Here is a 19,604-nt window from a genome sequence, read left to right on the forward strand (position 1 = left end):
ATCCGTTGCCCCTCCGCACCGCACATTGAGGCGTACTAGTGAGCCTGAGCATCCGCAACCAGCTCCCCGGAACCGTCACCTCCGTCACCCCGGGCGAGGTGATGGCGACGGTCAAGGTCCGTCTCGACGGTGGCCAGGACCTCACCGCGGCCATCACCGCGGACGCGGTCGAGGACCTGGGTCTCGCAGCGGGGTCCACGGTCCGCGCCCTGGTCAAGTCGACGGAGGTGTCCCTGGCCACCGGGCCGGTCGACGGGGTGAGCATCCGCAACCAGTTCCCCGGCACGGTGACGGAGGTCTCCACGGGCGGGGCCATGGCCCGCGTCAAGGTCGAGGTCCCGGGCGGCGAGCTGACCTCCGCGATCACCAAGGACGCGGTGACGGAGCTGGGCCTGGCGGCCGGATCGACGGTCGTGGCGCTCATCAAGTCCACCGAGGTGTCCCTCTCCAACGCCTGAGACACCCCCATATGCCCCGTCGAAGCATGAGACGCCCTTATATGAGACGCCCCCATACGACACGCACCCACATCGGCCGTAAACACTCTTCTTACCGCCCTCATACCGGACTCTTCACGTCCGGCATCACGGCCTTCATCTGCGGGAATTACCGTCCAATCCCGTGTACTTGGCAGAAATGAGGCCGTCGACCACCGGCCAGAAGGCCCTCACGAAGGCGTCGCCCGACGAGACGCCCGCGCAGTGGCACCGCGTCCTGACCCTGCTCGCCGACGTCAGCCTCTTCATCGGTACGCGCCCGATGTGGACGGCGGCCGCGAGCCACCGGCTCGCCGTCGCGGCGGTGATCTCGGTCTGCTACGCCTCGATCCTGGTGACGGGCGTCCTGACGCTGACCGTGCGTCGGAGTCGCTCGCTGGCCCGCCTCGACCTGGTGGTCCTGGTGACGGCCGTCATGCTCGCGGTGTGCGGGTTCGCCATCTACCACGGCGGCGGTGACGAGTCCGTCCTCACCGCGCAGGCCGCCCGCGAGTTCGTCGCCGGGCACCAGGTCTACGACCAGCCGTGGCCCTGGCTCTTCGGGCAGCACGGGGTCGCCCTCACCCCGACGATGACCGGCGGGTACGACTACACGTACGGCTATCCGCCGCTGCCCCTGCTGCTCACCGCGCCGCTGCTGTGGGTCGGGCACGGGGCCACCCCCGCAGTCCTGACCGCCACGGGCGCCCTGATCGTGGCCACGATCGTGATGTGGCGGATGCTGCCCACACAGTGGCGGTCCGCGGCCACGCTGGTCTGCCTCGGCCTCGGCCTGCTGCCCGCGTACGCCCGGCTCGGCTATCCGGCGATCGTCGCCTGCGCCTTCCTCATCCCGGTGGTGGTGGGCTGGCCGCGGATGGGCTACGGCGGGTGGAGCGACTGGGCGCGGGCGGCGTGCCTGGGCGCGGCCTGCGCCTCGCAGCAGCTGCCGTGGTTCCTCACTCCGTTCCTGCTGGCCGGGGTGTACGCCCTGCGCCGCGGCGATCTCGGAGCGCGTGCGGCGGCGGCCGCCGTGGGCCGGATCGCGGGGGTGGCCGCCCTGACCTGGCTGCTGATCAACGCGTACTTCATCGTGAGCGAGCCACGCAGCTGGCTCGCCGGGATCGCGCTCCCGCTCACCCAGAAGGCGAACCTGCACGGCCAGGGCCTGGTCGGCATCTCGCTGTACTTCACCGACGGCAGCGACCGGCTGTCCTGGTACTCGCACGCGAGCATGCTGCTGGCCGCGGGGCTGCTCGGTCTGTTCGTGTTCTTCGTGCGACGGCTGGGACCGGCCGCGGTGGTCCTGCCGTGGTGCGCGTTCTTCCTGGCGACGCGTTCGCAGGACGGCTACTACCTGATGATGACGCCGCTCTGGCTGGCCGCCGCCGTGACCGCGCCGCCGTCGGCCTTCACCACGGCGTGGCAGCCCCGGCCCGCCTTCCTGCGCGGCCCGCACCGGCAGCGGGCGCGCGTCGCCACGGGCGTGCTGCTGATCGCCCCCGCCCTGGTCGCGTCGACCCTGGCGGTGACGGGCTCACCGCCCCTGAAGATGCGGCTGCTCGGCGAGAGCCGGACCACCACCGCCAAGGCCGTGACCGCGCTCACCGTCCGCGTCACCAACCTCGGCGACTCGGCCCTCACCCCGCACTTCACCCTGACCACGGGCCAGGGCATGGGCCGCTACTGGTCCATCAAGTCCGGCCCCGCCACACTCGGCCGGCACTCCTCGGCCAGCTACGAGCTCCTGCCGCCCTCCGGCAGGTTCACCCTCCCCCGCGCCGGAGTACGCATCCGGCTGCGGGCCGTATCGGCCACGCCGATGACGCTGTCCAGCACGGATCTGCACCTGAAGGCCCCGGCAAGCACCCGCTAGGCCCCCCTGGTGTACGCCGCCGGTCGCGGTTCTCCGCGGCCGGCGGTAGACGTCAGGAGGATGATCCGGAAGCGGCGTACTGCGTTCTCAGTAGTCGGAAATGTCGGCACGTGCACGACGACGGGAGGGGTCTGCCACGGGGAACCTGATGGGGTTCCCGAGATCGGACGAGTGGAGACCTCAGCCCGTGGCTACTTTCCTCTATCGACTGGGCCGTACGGCCTTCCGGCGGCGCTGGTACGTCGCCCTCATATGGATGGCCGTCCTGGCCGCTGTCGGCTTCGGCGCCGCCAAGGCACCCGCCGCCCCCGACGCTTCGAACTCCATGCCGGGGATCGAGTCCCAGAAGGCGTTCGACCTCATGGAGCAGCGCTTCCCCGGGGCGAAGGCCGACGGGGCGAACGCCCGGATCGTCTTCGTGGCCCCCGACGGACAGAAGATCACCGCCGCGGAGAACAAGAAGACCATCGACAAGCTGGTGGACGAGGCGGCCGACGGCTCGCAGGTCGCGAGCGCGGTCAGCCCGTTCCAGGCGAACGCGATCAGCAAGGACGCGACGACGGCGTACGCCACCGTCTCTTACAAGGTGAAAGCCGACGACCTCACGGACGCCAGCAAGAACTCCCTGAAGGACGCGATAGCGCAGGCCAAGCACGCGGGTCTGACGGTCGAGGTCGGCGGTGACGCGCTGGCGACCCAGCCCGCCGCGGGCGGCTCCGCCGAGGCGATCGGTATCGCGATCGCCGCGCTGGTCCTGCTGATCACCTTCGGTTCGATGGCCGCCGCCGGGCTGCCGCTGCTCACCGCGATCATCGGTGTGGGCGTCTCGATGGCCGCGATCATGGCCCTGTCCAGCGCGTTCGGCCTCTCCTCGACCACGGGCACGCTCGCCACCATGCTCGGCCTCGCCTGCGGGATCGACTACGCCGTCTTCATCGTCTCCCGCTACCGCGAGGAACGCGCCAAGGGCCACACCCCGCAAGAAGCCGCGGGCCTCGCCACCGGCACCGCGGGATCCGCCGTCGTCTTCGCCGGCCTCACCGTCGTCATCGCCCTCGCCGGCCTCTCCGTCGTCGGCATCCCCATGCTCACCAAAATGGGCCTCGCCGCCGCCGGAGCCGTCATGGTCGGCGTCTTCATCGCGCTGACACTGGTCCCGGCCCTCCTCGGCTTCTGGCCCAACGCCGTACTCTCCCGCCGCTCCCGCAAGACCGGAGAGATCAAGGAAGGCGGCGAGAACAACGGCGGCAGCCGCTGGGCACGCTTCGTCCTGCGCCGCCCCCTCCCGGTGCTCCTGCTGTCGGTCATGGGCCTGGGAACGCTCGCCGTACCCGTCATGGACCTCCAGCTGGGCATGCCCGGCGCCGAAGCCAAGCCCACCTCGACGACCGAGCGCCGCGCCTACGACGACCTCGCCAAGGGCTTCGGCCCCGGCTTCAACGGCCCCCTGACCATCGTCGTGGACGCCAAGGGCGCCGCGAACCCCAAGACCGCGGTCACGACCATCGAGAAGAAGATCAAGGCCACCGACGGGGTCGTGTCCGTCTCCCCCGCACGCTTCAACACCGCGGGTGACACCGCGGTCTTCTCCGCCGTCCCCTCCACCGCACCCACGGACAAAAAGACCCAGGACCTCGTCAAGACCATCCGCAACGAGCGCCCCGCCACCGAGGCCTCGACCCGCGCCGAGTTCGAGATCACCGGCACCACCGCCCTGAACATCGACATGGCGGACAAGACCCAGAACGCCCTGCTCCCCTACCTGATCGTGGTCGTCGGCCTGGCCATCCTCCTCCTGATGGTGGTCTTCCGCTCGATCCTGGTCCCGATCAAAGCGGCCGTCGGCTTCCTCCTCTCGGTGCTCGCCGCCCTCGGCTCCGTCGTCGCGGTCTTCCAGTGGGGCTGGCTGGCCTCGCTCCTCGGCGTCGAGACCACCGGTCCGATCATGAGCATGATGCCGATCTTCCTGGTGGGCATCGTCTTCGGCCTCGCAATGGACTACGAGGTGTTCCTCGTCGCCCGGATGCGAGAGGCATACGTCCACGGCGACAGCCCCAGCCACGCCATCCAGAACGGCTTCCGCCACAGCGCCCGCGTCGTGGCCGCCGCCGCGCTGATCATGATGGCCGTGTTCTCCGGGTTCATCGGCGCCGGCGAGTCGATGATCAAGATGATCGGCTTCGGCCTCGCGATCGCCGTCATGTTCGACGCGTTCATCGTCCGCATGGCCTTCGTACCAGCCGTCCTGGCCCTGCTCGGCAAGGCCGCCTGGTGGATGCCGCGCCGACTGGACCGGATCCTGCCCAAGGTCGACGTGGAAGGCGAAGCGCTCACCCACCAGTCCGCCGCCGCCCCAGCACACGACGACCCGGCCACACAGGAACCAGCCCCCGTCTGACCGTCCCACACGCCGGAAGGCCACCCGCGCCGAACACGGGCGGCCCTCCGGGCCGTTCGCCGGCGACGTCACCCACCAGGGCCGCCACACCCGACAGGAAGCCCTCCCGATGATCACCAACTGGCAGCGGTTCGCCAAGGACCATCCCCGCGCCGTCAACGCGATGGTCATCCCGGCGGTCTTCGCGCTCTCCGTGGTGGGCAGCGAATGGAGCAGTTCGAAGCCCTCCGGCGAGCGGATCGAGTGGTGGCCGGCCGTCCTCCTCGAGGGCGTCGCCTGCGCCACCCTGTGGTGGCGTCGCTGTCACCCCCGTACGGTTGTCGCGGTGACCGCCGCCTGCGTCAACACCGGCACCGGGGCGGGCTATCGCGCGCGACCTCTACGACGTCGTCGCCCACCACCTCGCTCCCGGCCAACGCCCTGGCCGGGACCGCCGCGCACCTCGCCCGCAGCCACCCCGACCAGACGCGGCGGATCCTGGGCGACCTCGCCGACATCACCTCCTCGGCGCTACGTGAACTCAAGGCCACCGTCGGCCTGTTGCGCCAGGCCAACGATCCCGACACGCCCCTGGAACCGTCCCCCGGACTCGGCCGGCTCTCCGAACTGACCGCCGCGTTCGCCTCCACGGGGCTCGACGTCGTCGTCACCACCGAGGGCGAGGTACGACCGCTGGCCCCGAGCGTGGACCTGACCGCCTTCCGGATCGTCCGGGAGGCGCTCACCAACGTCACCAAACACGCCGCCGTGAAGGAGGCGCGCGTACTTCTCTCGTACTCGAAGGACAAGGTGCGGATCACGATCGACGGCGGCGCCGACGACGACGACAAGGCTCCCGCGCTGCCGGCCCCGGGCAGTGGCTTCGGCGTCATCGGCATGCGCGAACGCGCCAGTTCGGTGGGGCACCGCAGGCACCCCCACACCCCTTGACACCCCGTTTAAGTAAGCGATCTACGTAGTTCCACGGACGACTTCAGAGCGTGCGGCCGGAAAAATCACGAGCTGAGCACCGGGCGGCGCACGCTGCCCACGGACAGGGCGGAGGCGGCATGGGCCGGGCACGAGAGACGGGCACGGGCTCGACCCTCTGGAGAACGCTGGTCCTTGCCGGCGTGATCGGGCTGTCCGTGGCCCGGCGGAGGCAGTCGTAGAAGATGTCGACCTGGAATGGAATCGGAACCAAGTACCTCGGGTACGGCAATCGGAACCGCGACGGCAGTCACCACGCCACCCAGTGGGCGGTCCTGTTCGACATGCCGGTCATCCCGCTGCGCCGCCACCGCCTGACCGTCGGCAGCACGGTGTTCAAGGCCACCGGCAACGGCAGCAGATCGGTCACCCAGTACACCGTACACGAGGAGACCCCCCTCGAAGGCCGCGAGATAGCCCGCACCTACCTGATCTGGTGGCTCCTGGGCCCACTGCTCGCGGGCGGACCGGCAGCCCTCCTGCTCTGGTCGGTGAGCGACAAGCAGGACGGCGGCTTCGGCTTCTGGGCGTTCGTCCTGGGCACCTCCGCCGCCTGGGTCATCGGCGTACTGGCGGCCATGAGCACCTACAACCGCCGCCGCCGCGGTCTCCCGAAATGACGCCCGCCCCTCACACCAGACGCCTGATCTCTCCACGCACCCGGTAGAAACCACCCGATGAGGAGTGCAGCGCGTCCACCACATAGCGGGCGCCGGGCTGGCGTATCGCACGCGGGAACTGGACGTTCCAACTCGGCTCGTAGCCTTCGGAGACCACGTGCACGCGCACTCGGCCTCCTTCCTGAGTGCACTCCACGACGACCCCGCTCCCCGGTGCGGGGACGGCGCTGACCGTGGCCACGGAGGCGGCGGTGGTCAGCGGTGCGTACGTCGGCAGGGCGGCCGCCAGTTTGATGTCCGCGGCGACCGGGACGGTGCCCGACTGGGCGGCGTTGATCGCGGCCTCGCTCGCGTCGATGCAGGCGAGCGAGCCGTCCGTGGAGACGATGTACAGCCTTTCGTCGTGGTACTGCATGGACAGCGCCGAGCCGCCGCCCGTGCCGAGCTTCCACAGCCGGGTGCCGTCGGCGGTGAAGCAGTAGACGGAGGAGGCGGAGTCGCCCGCGAAGACGTACCGCCCGCCGGGGGACGTGGCACACGAGTACACCGCGGCGTCGCACGCGTAGGAGGCCTCGATCCGCCCGTCGGACTTGGCGAGCCGCTGGACGACCCGCCGTCCCGTCCCTGCGTAGACCGCGTTCTCCTCCTGCCATCCGAAGAGCACATTGCCGCTGGTCGCGGTGTGCCAGAGCTGGCTGGTGCCGTCCGCCGCGTAGGCCGTCACACCGCGGCTGTGCCCGTGGTACACGGCATGGTCGTCGGCCCGCACCATCCACGCGTTGTCCCCGGACGAGTTGCGCGACCACTGGAGCTCGTCCTCGTGGTCGATGACCGTCAGACCGCCGTTGCGGTCGGAGACGTTCAGCACGCCCGCGTGGATGTCCAGCCAGAAGATGTCCACTTCGGCCGCTATCTCGTAGGCCGCGAACGGCACCTTCGAGGAGAGGTCGTACACCCGGCCGTCGTCACAGCCCGCGTAGATCCAGAAGTCGTCCGCCACCAGGCACTTCACACCGTCCGGCAGGGAGTAGTGAGCCAACACCTCACCGTCGTGGCTCAGGTTGTAGACGCTGCCGTGCTGGTTGCCGACCCAGCAGCGGTCCTCGTCGACATGGATGCCGAACGCCGAGGCGCCCGTACGGAACCGCCACAGCACCGGGGCCGTCGCCCGCGCCGTGGACGGGGCCGACGTCACCTGACGGTGCGTCACGGGCCGGGCCGCGCGCTGCCCTCGAACGGCGGGTGCGTACCCCTTTCGCACCTTCTCCGCTATCTTCTTCGCCGCCGCCGCGTTCGCCTTCTCCACGGTCGGGAACGCGGAGGTCTGACGCTGCCCGTCCACACCGATCCGTCCGTACCGCACGGAGACGGTGGTCCCCTCGACCGTCACCTCGTAGAACTTGTGGGCACCGCCGCTTTCCTGGGACAGCTCCAGATACGTCGTGTTCCCCGACTGTCGTGCCTGCGCAGCGGACACAGCACACCCCTCCCCAAAGGCCCGGTCGGCCGGTTCGGCCGTCTTCCAGTGACTCCAAACTAGTGGTCACCACTGACAACGCCGGGGTGGGACCGCGTACAGATCACATGAGGCAGCACAGACCATGAAACTGACCTTCGACAACGAGTACCGGGCGACGGTGACGGACGATCCGCTGCACATCACCCCCCGCTTCACAAGCAACTCTGTGGACGTGGCGCACTACGCGGACGCGAAGGAACGTGAGCGGTTCCTCGCGGACGCCTTCGGCAACCGGGACTGGCTGTAGGACAGCCCGGACGTCCTCCGGTTCGCCCCGGCCGGCCGGAAGCTGGTCGGGGCCGAATTCCAGCTGCCGAAAGAATCCGCTTCCGCCGAGGACTCCGCCCGTGTTCCCGACACACCCGCGGTACGCCCTGGTGGGCTCCGCGCCGACGAGGTCCGGGACTTCCGGCTGGAGATGTGCGCGGTGCTGTGCCGCACCCCCGGGGACGACGTGCTCACCGGCCTGCGCGATCTCCACGTCCTCGACGAGCCCCTGGAGGCCCGCGTCGGCATTACCTGACCACCGCGTTCGCGGCCCCCACCCCGGCGACGCCACCCGGCGACTGCTCACCGAGTGCCTGGATCTGGTCACCCTGCCGGTGACCTACGACGTGGAGGACCGCGAGCCGACCGCCCTCGCCCGACTCCGTGCGGTCGACCGAGCCCTGCGCGACCAGCGCGAGGACCGGCACCGGGCCGATGTCCTGCTCTCACCCGTGGAATCGAGGGGCCAACGCCAGAGGCCCCCTGACCGGCAAGCGCCAGATCAGTGGCATGGAGAGGCGGCAGGAGTCACGGGCGTAGGGAGAATCTTCAGGCACCCGGCCGTTGCGAGGTCTTCCACCGGCCTGACAGTTCCAGCCCGTCATTCGTCACACAGCCCCTCCTGTGATGCGGCCGGGCGACGGGGCGTTGACACATTCCGATATAGGCATACGATGGCGCCATGGCGCGAGCGGCGACGACCTCGGACGCGTTCAACGCGATCGCCGAACCGCAGCGGCGGGAGATCCTGCTACTGCTGCGGGGCGGCGAGCGGCCGGTGACCGACCTGGCGCGGGACCTGGGGATGACCCAGCCCCAGGCGTCCAAGCACCTGCGGGTCCTCCGGGAGGTCGGGCTGGTGCGGGTCCGCGGGGCGGGCAGGCAGCGGCTGTACGGCCTGGACGCCCGCGGGCTGCGGCCGGTCCACGAGTGGGTGGGCGGCTTCGAGCGGTTCTGGAGCGAGAGCTTCGACCGGCTGGACGAGTACGTGCAGGAGTTGAAGCAGGCAAGGCAGGAGGGACCACACGATGGCGACGACCAGTAGCGGCGGCGAGGCTGCGCACACGTCCGCGGACCGCGAGGTCGTGATCTCCCGGGTGATCGGCGCCCCGCGGGAGCTGGTGTTCGAGGCGTTCACGCGGGTTGGGCACCTGTCGCGGTGGTGGGGACCGGAGGGCTTCACCACCACGACGCGGTCCTTCGAGTTCCGCGTCGGCGGGGCGTGGGACTTCGTGATGCACGGGCCGGACGGGACCGACTACCAGGAGTGGATCACCTGGCGGGAGATCGTCCCGCCGGAGCGGATCGCGCTGCTGCACGGCGAGTCCCGCGACGACCCGAACGCCTTCGAGTCGGTCCTGACCTTCGAGCCGGCCGGCGAGCAGACCCGGATCGTGATGCGCACGGTGTTCCCCACCAAGGAACTCCGCGACGAAGCCGTGGAGAAGTACCACGCGATCGAGGGCGGCGAGCAGACGCTGCGCAACCTGGCGGCCTACGTCACGGAGGTCGCCCGCGAGCGGTCCACGGGCCGCGGGCCGGCGACCGCCGGCGAGACCATGACCGAGCAGGAGACCGGGCAGGAAGGGACGGTGCGCTGATGGCCGGGAAGGTGTTCTTCAGTGTGACGATGTCACTGGACGGCTTCATGGCGCCGGAGGCCGTGCCCGTCGAGGACGTCTTCTCGCCCGAAGGCCAGAACGACCCGAGGGTCCAGCGCTGGATGACGAAGTGGTCGGAGCTGCAGGCGTGGCTGTTCCCGCAGCGGTGGTTCCGGGAGAACCTCAAGCTCGGTGAGGGCGGCGAGGAAGGACTCGACAACGACATCGCACGGGCGACGTACGAGCGCACCGGCGCGAGCGTCATGGGCAAGCGCATGTTCGACGGCGGCGAGCTGGCATGGCCGGAGGAGGCGCCGTTCCACACCCCGGTGTTCGTCGTCACCCACACCAAGCGTGACCCGTGGGAGCGGCCGGGCGGCACCACCTTCCACTTCGTCAACGACGGCATCGAGAGCGCGCTGCTCCAGGCCCGCGAGGCCGCCGGCGACCGCGACGTGCGCATCGCCGGGGGCGCCGAGACGATCCAGGAGTACCTGGACAGCGGCCTGATCGACGAGTTCTCGATTACGCTCGCGCCCGTGCTGTTCGGCACCGGTATCCGCCTGTTCGACCGCGTGGACCCCGCCCGCCTCGCGCTGAACCAGACCCGCACGGACGCATCGTCCCGGGTGACCCACCTGACCTACACCGCCGTGAAACGCTACTGAACTTGAATACGTGATGTCGGCTTGGTTGGGTCAGCTGTCCATGGCCAGGCCGGTGCCCGCGAGGCAGCCGTCGATGAAGTGCGGACGGTACTGGGTCTTCTTGAGGCTGTGTTCCACTGCGGTGGCGAGCTGGTGGAGGTTCGTGGCGGCGAGGTTGCCGATGGTCCGTTTCACCAGTGACCAGATACCTTCCTGTGGGTTGAGGTCGGCTGCGTGGGCGGGAAAGTGGAAGACGGTCAGCCACTCCTCGTTCGACCGGACACCTTCCTCGCCCTGCTCCCGCCACTGCCGACGCCAGCGTCCTACCGACCGCTCACTCACCCTGGCAGCAGCTGGGTCGCCCCGTGGCCGGCCGGCGGGAATGAGGTTGACCGAGGCCAGCCGGTCCAGCCCCGAAGCCGGGGTGCCCTCACCGTCGCCGGGGTGAGCGTGACGCCGCTGCCCTGCCGGACGACGAGCTCGTCGCCCAGCAGACGCCGCATCCTGGTCAGGGCGTGGCTCATGGCGGGCTGCGACAGCCCGACCCGTTCCGCCGACCTGGTCACCGAGCGCTCCTCGAGGAGTGCGAGGAGGGGCACCAGCAGGTGACGACGTGGCGGCGGCCGTCGAGGTGCGTGTGGAGAAGCAGCAGATCGTGTACGGCAACCACACGTTCGCGATCCTGCTGGAAGCAGGGAGCACTCCGAAAGCACATAGGCGGAGCGGACATGATGGCCGGCCAACTCGGCTATCTGCTCAGCGCCATGGCGCTGCCTTCGGTGAGCATCGGCATCATTCCTGAGGACGCCGACCGTTCAAGCCTCTGGCCCGTCGAAGGCTTCTTCCTGTATGACGGCCACACGGTCCACGTCGAACTCGTCTCGGCCCACCTCGCCGTCACGCAGAAGCATGAACTTGCCATGTATGCCCGGACGTTCACGGATCTGGCCGAACTAGCCGTCTACGGCCCGGCGGCACCCGAACTCGTCATGGCAGCCATCGAATCCCTGGGGTGAACGCCGGGCAAGTTGACACCTCCCTGCCGGAGATCGTCGGGCACCTCAACCTTCTGCTCGGTGAGGATCCGGGGCGGACGGGGACGAGGACTACGGGAGCTGTTCCGCGAGGGGTACCGGCTCCTCGACTTGCAGAGCCGTCCGACCGCGGAGACCCCGTCGTTCGGCGCCTTCGTCTACCTCCGGGATGCCGCAGACGTCACGCGAAGGCTTCTGTGGATCTACACGCAACGCCACGGGCTCGGTGCCCCGCGAGTGTCCGGGAGGACCAGATGGTCCGGGAGCTGTCCCACTACATCTACGAACACCCTGACGAGCAGATGGCGTTGATGCCCACCTACGCCGCCGCCCGCGACCACGCACAGCGCGGGACCTGCGCCACAGCCGGCGCTGCCCCCTCGTGACGACGGGCGCGGTCGTCGTCGATGAGCGCAATCGAGTCCTGTCCTTGCGGCACGAAGGCACCTTCACACTCGCCGAAGCGGAGCCGGAGGATCAGGACGACTCGCTCGGAGGGGCGGCCCTGCGTCTGTTGACCAGTCATGCGCCTCGCTGTCCGGGTCGATCGCCCCGCCCACCTCGGGCACCCACAGGGGCACGCCGTAGTGCACGAACAGCGGGAAGTTGTTCCCGAACCGGGCGCCGCGGAGGGCCCGCTGCAGCTCGCCGATCACTACCGCGCAGAAGCCGCGCCCGGGGGCCGGGCGAGCTGCTGGAGCGCGCGGTGGCGTCAAGGCACCCATAGGCGGTAACCAATCGGTGCATCCAGCCTCACAACTCGAGCACAAATTACATACATCCCTCTCTTCATACTGGCCCCGATGGTCTAGATTGACCATGCTTCAGCCGTTCGGACACGAGGCGACCAATAATGATCTATAGGTCCGGCGCTACCGAAAGCCAGCAGTCGCGTCCCCGGCGCCAGACGTGGGGGTGATCAATTCTTGGAGCCCGAGCGGGGGCCTTGGGTGCGGGGAGCGCCCGAGGTTGCGACGGGTCCCGTGCGCCTCGAGAGTCTGGCAGGACATGCGAGTCCGCTGCCGCCAGGGTGGGTTGTTCAAGTAGCTCTGAAATAGCCGGGATGTCATGCGGGGGGCGGGGGCCTCCCGCGGGGAGGAACAGCGCGGCGCGGGGGGCGGGGGCCTCCCGGGGCGAGGAACAGTGTTGGGCGAACACGTCGAGTCACTGGGGACCTGGGGGGTTCTGTGCCGCAAGGGGGACTAGTCGGCCCGTTTCCGTCGGCGCGCGAGCGTCTGGCGAACGGCGCAATCAGACAGCCCGCGATCGAATGGGAGCAGCGGTACCGCCGTGCCGTGATCACCAGCGATACCGTGGCCACCGCCTTCGTGGTGGCGGCGATCGGTAACTTCTTCGGGGCCCGGGACGCGGCCAACTGGCACGAGAAGTGGGGGATTCTCGCATTCGGCACCGAGCTGCTGGTGCTGGGGACGCTTGCGGTGAGCCGGTCGTGGGCTCCGGCCGTGCTCGGCCAGGGCGCCGAGGAATTCCGTCGGCTCGGACGCTCACTGTTCACGGCAACGGTCGTCCTGGCGCTCGGTGGGATCGCTCTGACCTCGCGCAACATCAAGCTCTGGATCTTCGTCGCGGTCCCCGCCATCGCGCTCGTCACCATGACCGAGCGGTATCTGCTCCGCCTCTGGCTGCACAAACAGCGCAAGGAAGGCAGGTGCCTGAGACCGGTGCTCGCTGCCGGGAGCCCGGCCACCGTGCGCGACCTGATCACCCGAACCCGTAAGTTCCCGCACCTCGGCTGGCGGGTGGATGCGGTGTGCACGACGGACGGTCTCGGGTTCGACGGTGACCAACTGGACGGAGTGCGGGTCGTCGGCCGACTGGCGGACGTCGCGGGCCACGTCCACCGCGACGGCTACCGTGTCGTCGCGATCACACCGGACCCGCACTGGTCACCGGACCGGCTGCAGCGGCTGGCCTGGAACCTCGAAGGCAGCGACGCCGAGATGGTCGTGGCCCCCGTGCTGATGGAGGTGGCCGGCCCGCGGCTGCACATCGACGCGGTGCTCGGGATCCCGCTGCTGCGGGTCAGCATGCCGACCTTCACCGGGGGCCGCCGGGCGATCAAAGGGGTCGTCGACCGGATGGGCGCAGCGATCCTGCTGATGCTGTTCGCGCCGCTGATGGTGTTCGTCGGGCTGCTCGTGCTGGTGGACAGTCGGGGTGGGGCGTTCTACCGCCAGCGCAGGGTCGGCAAGGACGGCCGCGAGTTCACCATTCTCAAGTTCCGCACCATGGTCGCCGGGGCTGACGGGGCACGTGCCGAGCTGGCCGACCGCAACGAAGGCGCCGGCCTGCTGTTCAAGCTCCGCCGGGATCCGCGGGTGACCCGGGTGGGAGCAGTGCTGCGCCGGTACTCGATCGACGAGCTCCCGCAGCTTTTCAACGTGCTCACCGGATCGATGTCGCTCGTCGGTCCGCGGCCTCCGTTGCCGGAGGAGTCCGCTGCGTACGGCCCGGACATCCGGCGGCGTCTGCTGGTCAAGCCCGGACTCACCGGCCTGTGGCAGATCAGCGGACGCAGCGACCTGTCGTGGGAGGAGGCGGTTCGGCTGGACCTGCGGTACGTGGAGGACTGGTCGCTCGCCCTGGACACAGTGATCTTGTGGAAGACGCTGCGTGCGGTGCTCTATGGGCAGGGGGCCTACTGATGCGCAGGTGTCGCCGTCCGGCCGGCGCGCGGACCGCAGGCCGGGAAGGCCTGCTCGGGGGGAGGAACGGGTCATGAGAGTCAGCGTTTTCGGTCTCGGTTACGTGGGCTGCGTGTCGGCCGCGTGCCTGGCCAGCATGGGTCACGAGGTCATCGGGGTGGACGTCAACCAGGTGAAGGTCGACCTGGTCAACGACGGCAAGGCCCCGGTGGTCGAGGAACGTATCGGCGAGCTCATCGCCGAGGTCGTGCGGACCGGAGCGCTACGCGCTACCGCCGACGTCCGCGAGGCGATCATGGGCAGCGAGGTGTCGCTGGTCTGCGTGGGCACGCCGTCGGAGCCCAACGGCAGCCTGTGCACCACGTACTTGGAGCGGGTCACCGAGCAGATCGGCGCCGCGCTGGCCGAGCGGGGTGGGCGGCACACCGTCGTGTTCCGCAGCACCATGCTCCCGGGCACCTGCCTGAACCTGCTGGTACCGATCCTGGAGAAGTACGTCGGCGGCACGGCCGGGGTGGACATCGGGGTCGCGGTCAACCCGGAGTTCCTGCGCGAGGGCACGAGCGTGCGGGACTTCTTCGACCCGCCCAAGACCGTCATCGGCGAGCTCGATGCGGCAAGCGGCGATGCGGTGATGGCGCTGTACGACGGCTTGCCCGGCGAGGTGTTCCGGGTGCCGGTCCCGACGGCCGAGGCGATCAAATACGCGGACAACGCGTTCCACGGACTCAAGATCGGCTTCGCGAACGAGCTGGGCGCGGTGTGCCAGGCGCTCGGGGTGGACTCGCACCAGGTGATGGACGTGTTCCTGGCCGACCGCAAGCTGAACATCAGCCCCGCCTACCTGCGGCCCGGCTTCGCCTTCGGCGGCTCCTGCCTGCCCAAGGACCTGCGCAGCCTGGTCCACGCGGCGCAGCGGGCCGACGTCTCGGTGCCCATCCTCTCCCACGTGCTGGCCTCCAACTCCGACCATCTGCAACGCGCGGTGGACCTGGTCGAGCGCACTGGCAAGCGCCGGGTGGGCCTGTTCGGACTGTCCTTCAAACCCGGCACCGACGACCTCCGGGAGAGCCCGCTCGTCGAGCTGGCGGAGAGGCTCTTCGGCAAGGGCTACGACCTCAAGATCTACGACGCCAATGTGAGCCTCTCCCGGCTGCTCGGCGCGAACCGCGAGTACATCGAGAGCCGGCTGCCGCATCTCGCGCAACTGCTCGCGGACTCCGTCGACGAGGTGCTCGACCACGCCGAGGTGTGCCTGGTCGGGACCAGGGATCCGGCCGTGCTGGCGGCGCTGCCCCACGCGGGCGGACCGGTGATCGTCGACCTCATCCACCTTCCCGACGCCGAGGCGCGCCGGGCCGAACCGGGGTACATGGGCCTTGCCTGGTAACGCGAGCAGCGGCGACGGGCAGGGCCGGCGCGCGCTGATTCTGGTGGAGAACCTGTCGGTGCCGTTCGACCGGCGGGTGTGGCAGGAGTGCACGACGCTGCGCGACGCGGGCTGGGAGGTGCACGTCATCTGTCCCCGGGGGGCGAAGCGGGACACGGAGCCGGAGGCCGTGATCGACGGGGTGCGGATCCACCGCTATCCGCTGCGCGCGGCCACCGGAGGGCCGGCCGGCTACCTGCGGGAGTACGGATCGGCGTTGTGGCACACGGTCCGGCTGGCCCGCAGGGTCGGCCCGGTCGACGTGGTCCACGCCTGCAACCCGCCCGACCTGTTGTTCCTGCCGGCACTGTGGATGAAGCGGCGCGGTGCGCGGTTCGTCTTCGACCAGCACGACCTGGTACCCGAGCTGTACCTCTCCCGGTTCGACCGCGGCGAAGACCTGCTCTACCGCGCCGTGTGCGCGCTGGAGAGGCGGACCTACCGGGCCGCGGACATCGTGCTCGCCACGAACGAGAGCTATCGGGACGTAGCGCTGCGTCGTGGCGGCAGGCGGCCGGAGGACGTCTTCGTGGTGCGCAGCGCGCCCGCGACCGACCGGTTCCAACCGGTGCCGCCGGAGCCGGAGTTGAAGCGCGGCAAGCCTCATCTGCTGTGCTACCTCGGCGTCATGGGTCCTCAGGACGGCGTCGACTACGCCTTGCGGGCCCTCGCGAAGCTGCGCGACGAGCTCGGGCGGACCGACTGGCACGCGGTCTTCGTCGGCGGCGGCGATGCCTTCGACGCGATGGTGGAGCTGTCCCGGCGGCTCGGTCTCTCCGAGCAGGTGCAGTTCACCGGGCGCATCCCGGACGCCGACCTGGTGCGCTACCTGTGCACCGCGGACGTGTGCCTTTCCCCCGACCCGCGCAATCCGCTCAACGACGTGTCGACCATGAACAAGGTCCTGGAGTACATGGCGATGGGACGGCCGATCGTCTCGTTCGACCTCCGGGAGGCGCGCGTCTCCGCCGGTGACGCCGCCCTCTACGCGCCCGACGACGACGAGGCCCAGTTCGCCAAGCTCATCGCGCTGCTCCTCGACGATCCGCAGAAGCGGGCCCGGATGGGCAGGATCGGCCAGGAGCGGATCAGCGGCCCGCTCTCCTGGCGGAACTCGCAAGCGTCGCTGCTCGCCGCCTATGCCGCCGCCTGCCGGGACCATGCCCCGGTGTCGGCACGTGGGCCGGTCCGTACGGGGAAGAGGCCGCACCATTGAGTGATGACACGATCCGCCTGGTCACGATCGGACGGATTCTCCGTCGGCGGTGGCGGCTTCTCGCCGTACTCGCCGTAGTGGGTGCGCTCTTCGGCTACGGCACCTCGGTGCTGCTGTTGCCGCCGCGCTACACGGCAGAGGCATCGGTGCTGCTGCCGGGTCAGTGGGAAGAGCGCGAACTGCTGACCCAGGTGGACATCGCGACCAGTTCGACGGTGGTCGACCGCGTGGCCGCCACGCTCGGCTGGAAGGGCGTCAGCGGCGCCGACCTGCGGGATCAGGTGAGCGCCAAGGCCGACGACGGGAACATCATCAAGATCTCGGGTACGGCCGACACCCCGGAGCGCGCGCAACGGCTCTCCGACCAGGTGGCCCAGCAGTTCGTCACCTTCGCCGTACGCATCGCGGGCGGCAGCACCGACCCCGAGGCGGATACGGCGACAGAGGCGCTGCGGAAGCAGGTGGCGGAGACCAACCGCCGTATCACCGACCTGGCCAAAGCGGCCGATCCGGGGCAGACCGTGGAGGGTGTGCAGGCCCGCACCGAGCTTGAGGGTCTGCGCACCGGGCTGCAGGACGCCATGAAGAAGCTGGAGGAGGCCAACCCGGCGACCGCCAAGGCCAGCTTGGTCGTCATGGGGCCGGCGCCCCGGCCGACCGGCGCGGCAGCCCCGACGAGAACACAGCTCATCGCCGCCGGGGCGCTGCTGTTCTTCCTGCTCGCGGTCGTCGGCCATCTCGCCGCCGCACGCGTGAGCCGCCGGCTGCGCACCGACCCGGAGATCGCCGCGGCGCTCGGCTCGCCGTTCCTCGGCACCGTCGACGTGCCCGGTGAACGGCGCGGGCACCGCCCCGAAGGCCGTGGCTCACGGACCCGGCTCCGCCGGCTTCTCGGCATCGACACCCGATGGGACATACCGACCCCGCAGCGGTCCGGCGACGAGGCCGAGAGGCGGATCCGCTACCGGCGGGTGTGCGCCCGCCTCCGGGACCAACTGCCCGCCCCCCGGCGGCTGCTGGTCGTCGTACCGGAAGGCGACGAGGTCGCCCGGCTGGCCGCCGGGCAGCTCGCCGCCGAGGCCACCAGTGATCCGCTGCTGCGGGTGGTGGAGGTCTCGGTGGACCGGCCGATCGTGCCGGACCGCGACACCGAGTCCGGTGCCCTGGCCGTCCTCAGCGCGGGGAGCTGGACCGCCAGGGAACTCGCCGGCATCGCCGAGGCGTGTGCGGACGGCGGGCACGAGCTCGTCGGCGTCGTCGTCGCCGGCACGGTCCGCCCCCGCCCGGCGCGGACTGCCGACCGCCCTTCTGACGAGGCCACCCTGGCGCTCGCGGTTCACGGCCACGCGACAGGAGACTCAGCGTGACGACGAGCACGACTTCGGAGTCGTCGGCCGCCACTCCGCTCCTCGACCTGCAGGCGCTGGTGGTCGCGGTGCGCAGACGCCGCCGCCTGTGGGGCGCCATGGCGCTGCTCGGACTGCTGATCGGCGCGGCCGTGGCGGTCCTGCTGCCGCCGGCACCGGCCGCCGTGACCAAGGTGCTGGTCGCGCATCAGGAGGACCAGCCCAACGACACCGGAACGCTGATCCGCACCGACGCCCAGCTGCTGGTGACGTCGCGGATCGCCGGCCAGGCCCTCCGGATCCTCAAGTCCTCGGAAAATCCAGAGGACTTCATGCGGGACTACCGGGGCACCGGACTGACCAACAACGTCCTCCAGATCGATGTGACAGGCAAGACCGACGCGGAAGCGGTGGCCCGGGCCAAGGCACTGGCCGAAGCGTTCGTCGCGGACCACGCCAAGCGCATACAGGGCATCGCCAACGCCAACGCCCAGGGCCTGCTCGACCAGCGTGACCGCATGCAGGCGGAGCTCGCCGACGTGAACAAGGAGATCGGCGGCCGGTCGCCCGACACCGACCCCAAGGACGCGGCGAACATCGAGTCGCTCTTCGCCCGGCGGGCCGAACTCACCTCGCAGATCTCCGACTTCGGCCAACGCGCCGAGGAGGCGCGCGTCGGCGCGCCCCAGCTCGTCGCCGGCACACAGATCGTGGACGCTCCGCGCGCGGTGCGGCACTCCCTGCCCAAGGCCGTCGTCACCAACGGAGTGATCGGACTTGTCCTCGGGCTCTTCCTCGGGCTCGCGCTGGCCGCGGTCGGCGTGGTGGTGGCGGACCGCCCCGTGCTGCGCCGGGACATCGCGGGGAACCTCGGCGCCTCGGTCATCGCGGAGCTGCCCCGCCGTTCCGGCAGGCTGTGGCAGCGCCGGCGGACCCGGGTGGCACGCGAACGGCTCACCACGACGCTGGCCCGCACCGCGCGCGGCTCCGCGGAACCGCTGTCTCTGCTGGAACTGGGCTGCGCGCGCAGCACGACCGTGATCGCCCTCGGCCTCGCCCGGGCGCTGGCGGAGGACGGGCCGGTGGTCGTCGTCGACGGTCTCCCCGGCCCGCAGCTCGCCCGCCGCCGCCCGAAGCCAGGAGACCCCACGGTGGTCGGCGGTGAACACGCCGCGGCCGTGTCGCCCCAGGACCAGCGGATCGGCGTCGGCTCGGTGGCGCCCGGCACGGCGTGGACCGACCTCCAGTACCTCGGAACCCAGACCGTGCTCGTCGTGCGTGCCGGGCACGGCAGCGCCGCCTGGCTGCACACCGTGGCGCGGCAGCTCGCGGACCAGCGCATTCCGGTGATCGGTGTGGTGCTGATCGACCCCGATCCGCGGGACCGGACCGACGGCACGCTGTGGGACGGACTGCACACCGCGCTGCGTGGCCGGAGCGAGCGGCCGGTCCTGCAGAACGGCACGGGCCGGCGGCGCGCGGACCGGCAGCCGATACGGGCCGCACGGGTCCCGGACGACGACCAGGAGGTGAGGTAGGA

18 protein-coding genes and 2 pseudogenes are annotated in these 19,604 nt (G+C 70.1%); 16 read left to right on the plus strand and 4 right to left on the minus strand.

Annotated features, from left to right (window positions below; translation table 11 throughout):
* The first annotated feature begins 38 nt into the window (after positions 1–38).
* From SMIR_RS07740 to SMIR_RS07760, 5 genes and pseudogenes are all read left to right on the plus strand, one after another.
* On the plus strand, positions 39–458 hold the full coding sequence (locus SMIR_RS07740; protein WP_168496548.1) for a TOBE domain-containing protein: 420 nt from the start codon (positions 39–41) through the stop codon (positions 456–458).
* Positions 459–636: 178 nt separating this feature from the next.
* Complete coding sequence (locus SMIR_RS07745; protein WP_212728325.1) at positions 637–2,352, plus strand: hypothetical protein; 1,716 nt, start codon at positions 637–639, stop codon at positions 2,350–2,352.
* Between the two features lie 187 nt (positions 2,353–2,539).
* Positions 2,540–4,750 carry an MMPL family transporter gene (locus SMIR_RS07750; protein ID WP_212726799.1) on the plus strand — a complete coding sequence of 737 codons (2,211 nt, stop codon included), beginning with the start codon at positions 2,540–2,542 and terminating at the stop codon, positions 4,748–4,750.
* A 365-nt stretch (positions 4,751–5,115) separates the two neighbouring features.
* Positions 5,116–5,653, plus strand: a pseudogene (locus tag SMIR_RS07755) (sensor histidine kinase); the annotation flags it as partial.
* A gap of 251 nt (positions 5,654–5,904) precedes the next feature.
* Entirely contained in the window at positions 5,905–6,339 is a 435-nt protein-coding gene (locus SMIR_RS07760) for a hypothetical protein (RefSeq protein ID WP_168496540.1), read from the plus strand.
* A 10-nt stretch (positions 6,340–6,349) separates the two neighbouring features.
* Here the strand turns inward: SMIR_RS07760 and SMIR_RS07765 are convergent, their stop codons facing one another.
* Positions 6,350–7,816 carry a WGR domain-containing protein gene (locus SMIR_RS07765; RefSeq protein WP_212726801.1) on the minus strand — a complete coding sequence of 489 codons (1,467 nt, stop codon included), beginning with the start codon at positions 7,814–7,816 and terminating at the stop codon, positions 6,350–6,352.
* Between the two features lie 124 nt (positions 7,817–7,940).
* On the opposite strand from SMIR_RS07765, the gene SMIR_RS07770 reads away from it, so the two are divergent.
* A complete protein-coding gene (locus SMIR_RS07770; protein WP_212726802.1) occupies positions 7,941–8,105 on the plus strand; it encodes a hypothetical protein in 165 nt (54 codons plus the stop codon).
* A 268-nt stretch (positions 8,106–8,373) separates the two neighbouring features.
* Here SMIR_RS07770 and SMIR_RS07775 read toward each other — a convergent pair whose 3' ends face one another.
* A complete protein-coding gene (locus SMIR_RS07775; RefSeq protein WP_212726803.1) occupies positions 8,374–8,553 on the minus strand; it encodes a hypothetical protein in 180 nt (59 codons plus the stop codon).
* Between the two features lie 254 nt (positions 8,554–8,807).
* On the opposite strand from SMIR_RS07775, the gene SMIR_RS07780 reads away from it, so the two are divergent.
* Genes SMIR_RS07780 through SMIR_RS07790 form a run of 3 tightly spaced genes read left to right on the plus strand, consistent with a single transcriptional unit; the run spans position 8,808 to position 10,394 of the window.
* Positions 8,808–9,170, plus strand: a complete 363-nt coding sequence (locus SMIR_RS07780) for an ArsR/SmtB family transcription factor (RefSeq protein ID WP_168496535.1) — start codon at positions 8,808–8,810, stop codon at positions 9,168–9,170.
* Entirely contained in the window at positions 9,154–9,726 is a 573-nt protein-coding gene (locus SMIR_RS07785; RefSeq protein WP_248003167.1) for an SRPBCC family protein, read from the plus strand. The genes SMIR_RS07780 and SMIR_RS07785 overlap by 17 nt, the downstream gene beginning before the upstream one ends.
* Complete coding sequence (locus SMIR_RS07790) at positions 9,726–10,394, plus strand: dihydrofolate reductase family protein (RefSeq protein ID WP_212726804.1); 669 nt, start codon at positions 9,726–9,728, stop codon at positions 10,392–10,394. The genes SMIR_RS07785 and SMIR_RS07790 overlap by 1 nt, the downstream gene beginning before the upstream one ends.
* A 30-nt stretch (positions 10,395–10,424) precedes the next feature.
* On the opposite strand, the pseudogene SMIR_RS07795 reads toward SMIR_RS07790, so the two are convergent.
* Positions 10,425–10,655, minus strand: a pseudogene (locus tag SMIR_RS07795) (IS630 family transposase); the annotation flags it as partial.
* A gap of 56 nt (positions 10,656–10,711) precedes the next feature.
* A complete protein-coding gene (locus SMIR_RS44890) occupies positions 10,712–11,086 on the minus strand; it encodes a helix-turn-helix domain-containing protein (RefSeq protein WP_422664410.1) in 375 nt (124 codons plus the stop codon).
* Between SMIR_RS44890 and SMIR_RS07805 the strand changes: the two genes are divergently transcribed.
* From SMIR_RS07805 to SMIR_RS07830, 7 genes are all read left to right on the plus strand, one after another.
* Positions 10,979–11,389 (plus strand): Scr1 family TA system antitoxin-like transcriptional regulator, encoded by a 411-nt coding sequence (locus SMIR_RS07805; RefSeq protein ID WP_349636897.1) that lies wholly within the window; start codon positions 10,979–10,981, stop codon positions 11,387–11,389. The two genes, SMIR_RS44890 and SMIR_RS07805, sit on opposite strands and share 108 nt — an antisense overlap.
* 272 nt (positions 11,390–11,661) lie before the next feature.
* A complete protein-coding gene (locus SMIR_RS44280) occupies positions 11,662–11,793 on the plus strand; it encodes a hypothetical protein (RefSeq protein ID WP_282190329.1) in 132 nt (43 codons plus the stop codon).
* An 801-nt stretch (positions 11,794–12,594) separates the two neighbouring features.
* Entirely contained in the window at positions 12,595–14,073 is a 1,479-nt protein-coding gene (locus SMIR_RS07810; RefSeq protein WP_168496531.1) for a sugar transferase, read from the plus strand.
* 73 nt (positions 14,074–14,146) lie between these two features.
* Positions 14,147–15,463, plus strand: a complete 1,317-nt coding sequence (locus tag SMIR_RS07815; RefSeq protein WP_168496529.1) for a nucleotide sugar dehydrogenase — start codon at positions 14,147–14,149, stop codon at positions 15,461–15,463.
* On the plus strand, positions 15,453–16,718 hold the full coding sequence (locus tag SMIR_RS07820; RefSeq protein WP_212726805.1) for a glycosyltransferase family 4 protein: 1,266 nt from the start codon (positions 15,453–15,455) through the stop codon (positions 16,716–16,718). Before SMIR_RS07815 ends, SMIR_RS07820 begins: the two co-directional genes overlap by 11 nt.
* Positions 16,715–18,085 (plus strand): Wzz/FepE/Etk N-terminal domain-containing protein, encoded by a 1,371-nt coding sequence (locus SMIR_RS07825; protein ID WP_168496525.1) that lies wholly within the window; start codon positions 16,715–16,717, stop codon positions 18,083–18,085. Before SMIR_RS07820 ends, SMIR_RS07825 begins: the two co-directional genes overlap by 4 nt.
* A complete protein-coding gene (locus tag SMIR_RS07830; RefSeq protein WP_168496523.1) occupies positions 18,082–19,602 on the plus strand; it encodes a Wzz/FepE/Etk N-terminal domain-containing protein in 1,521 nt (506 codons plus the stop codon). The genes SMIR_RS07825 and SMIR_RS07830 overlap by 4 nt, the downstream gene beginning before the upstream one ends.
* Positions 19,603–19,604 lie beyond the last annotated feature (2 nt).

This window comes from Streptomyces mirabilis (assembly GCF_018310535.1).
GTDB lineage: Bacteria > Actinomycetota > Actinomycetes > Streptomycetales > Streptomycetaceae > Streptomyces.

Coding starts and splice junctions, on each gene's coding strand:
- SMIR_RS07770 (WP_212726802.1), top strand. CDS start 7,941: ATGAAACTGACCTTCGACAACGAGTACCGGGCGACGGTGACGGACGAT.
- SMIR_RS07745 (WP_212728325.1), top strand. CDS start 637: ATGAGGCCGTCGACCACCGGCCAGAAGGCCCTCACGAAGGCGTCGCCC.
- SMIR_RS07790 (WP_212726804.1), top strand. CDS start 9,726: ATGGCCGGGAAGGTGTTCTTCAGTGTGACGATGTCACTGGACGGCTTC.
- SMIR_RS07785 (WP_248003167.1), top strand. CDS start 9,154: ATGGCGACGACCAGTAGCGGCGGCGAGGCTGCGCACACGTCCGCGGAC.
- SMIR_RS44280 (WP_282190329.1), top strand. CDS start 11,662: ATGGTCCGGGAGCTGTCCCACTACATCTACGAACACCCTGACGAGCAG.
- SMIR_RS07760 (WP_168496540.1), top strand. CDS start 5,905: ATGTCGACCTGGAATGGAATCGGAACCAAGTACCTCGGGTACGGCAAT.
- SMIR_RS07780 (WP_168496535.1), top strand. CDS start 8,808: ATGGCGCGAGCGGCGACGACCTCGGACGCGTTCAACGCGATCGCCGAA.
- SMIR_RS07815 (WP_168496529.1), top strand. CDS start 14,147: ATGAGAGTCAGCGTTTTCGGTCTCGGTTACGTGGGCTGCGTGTCGGCC.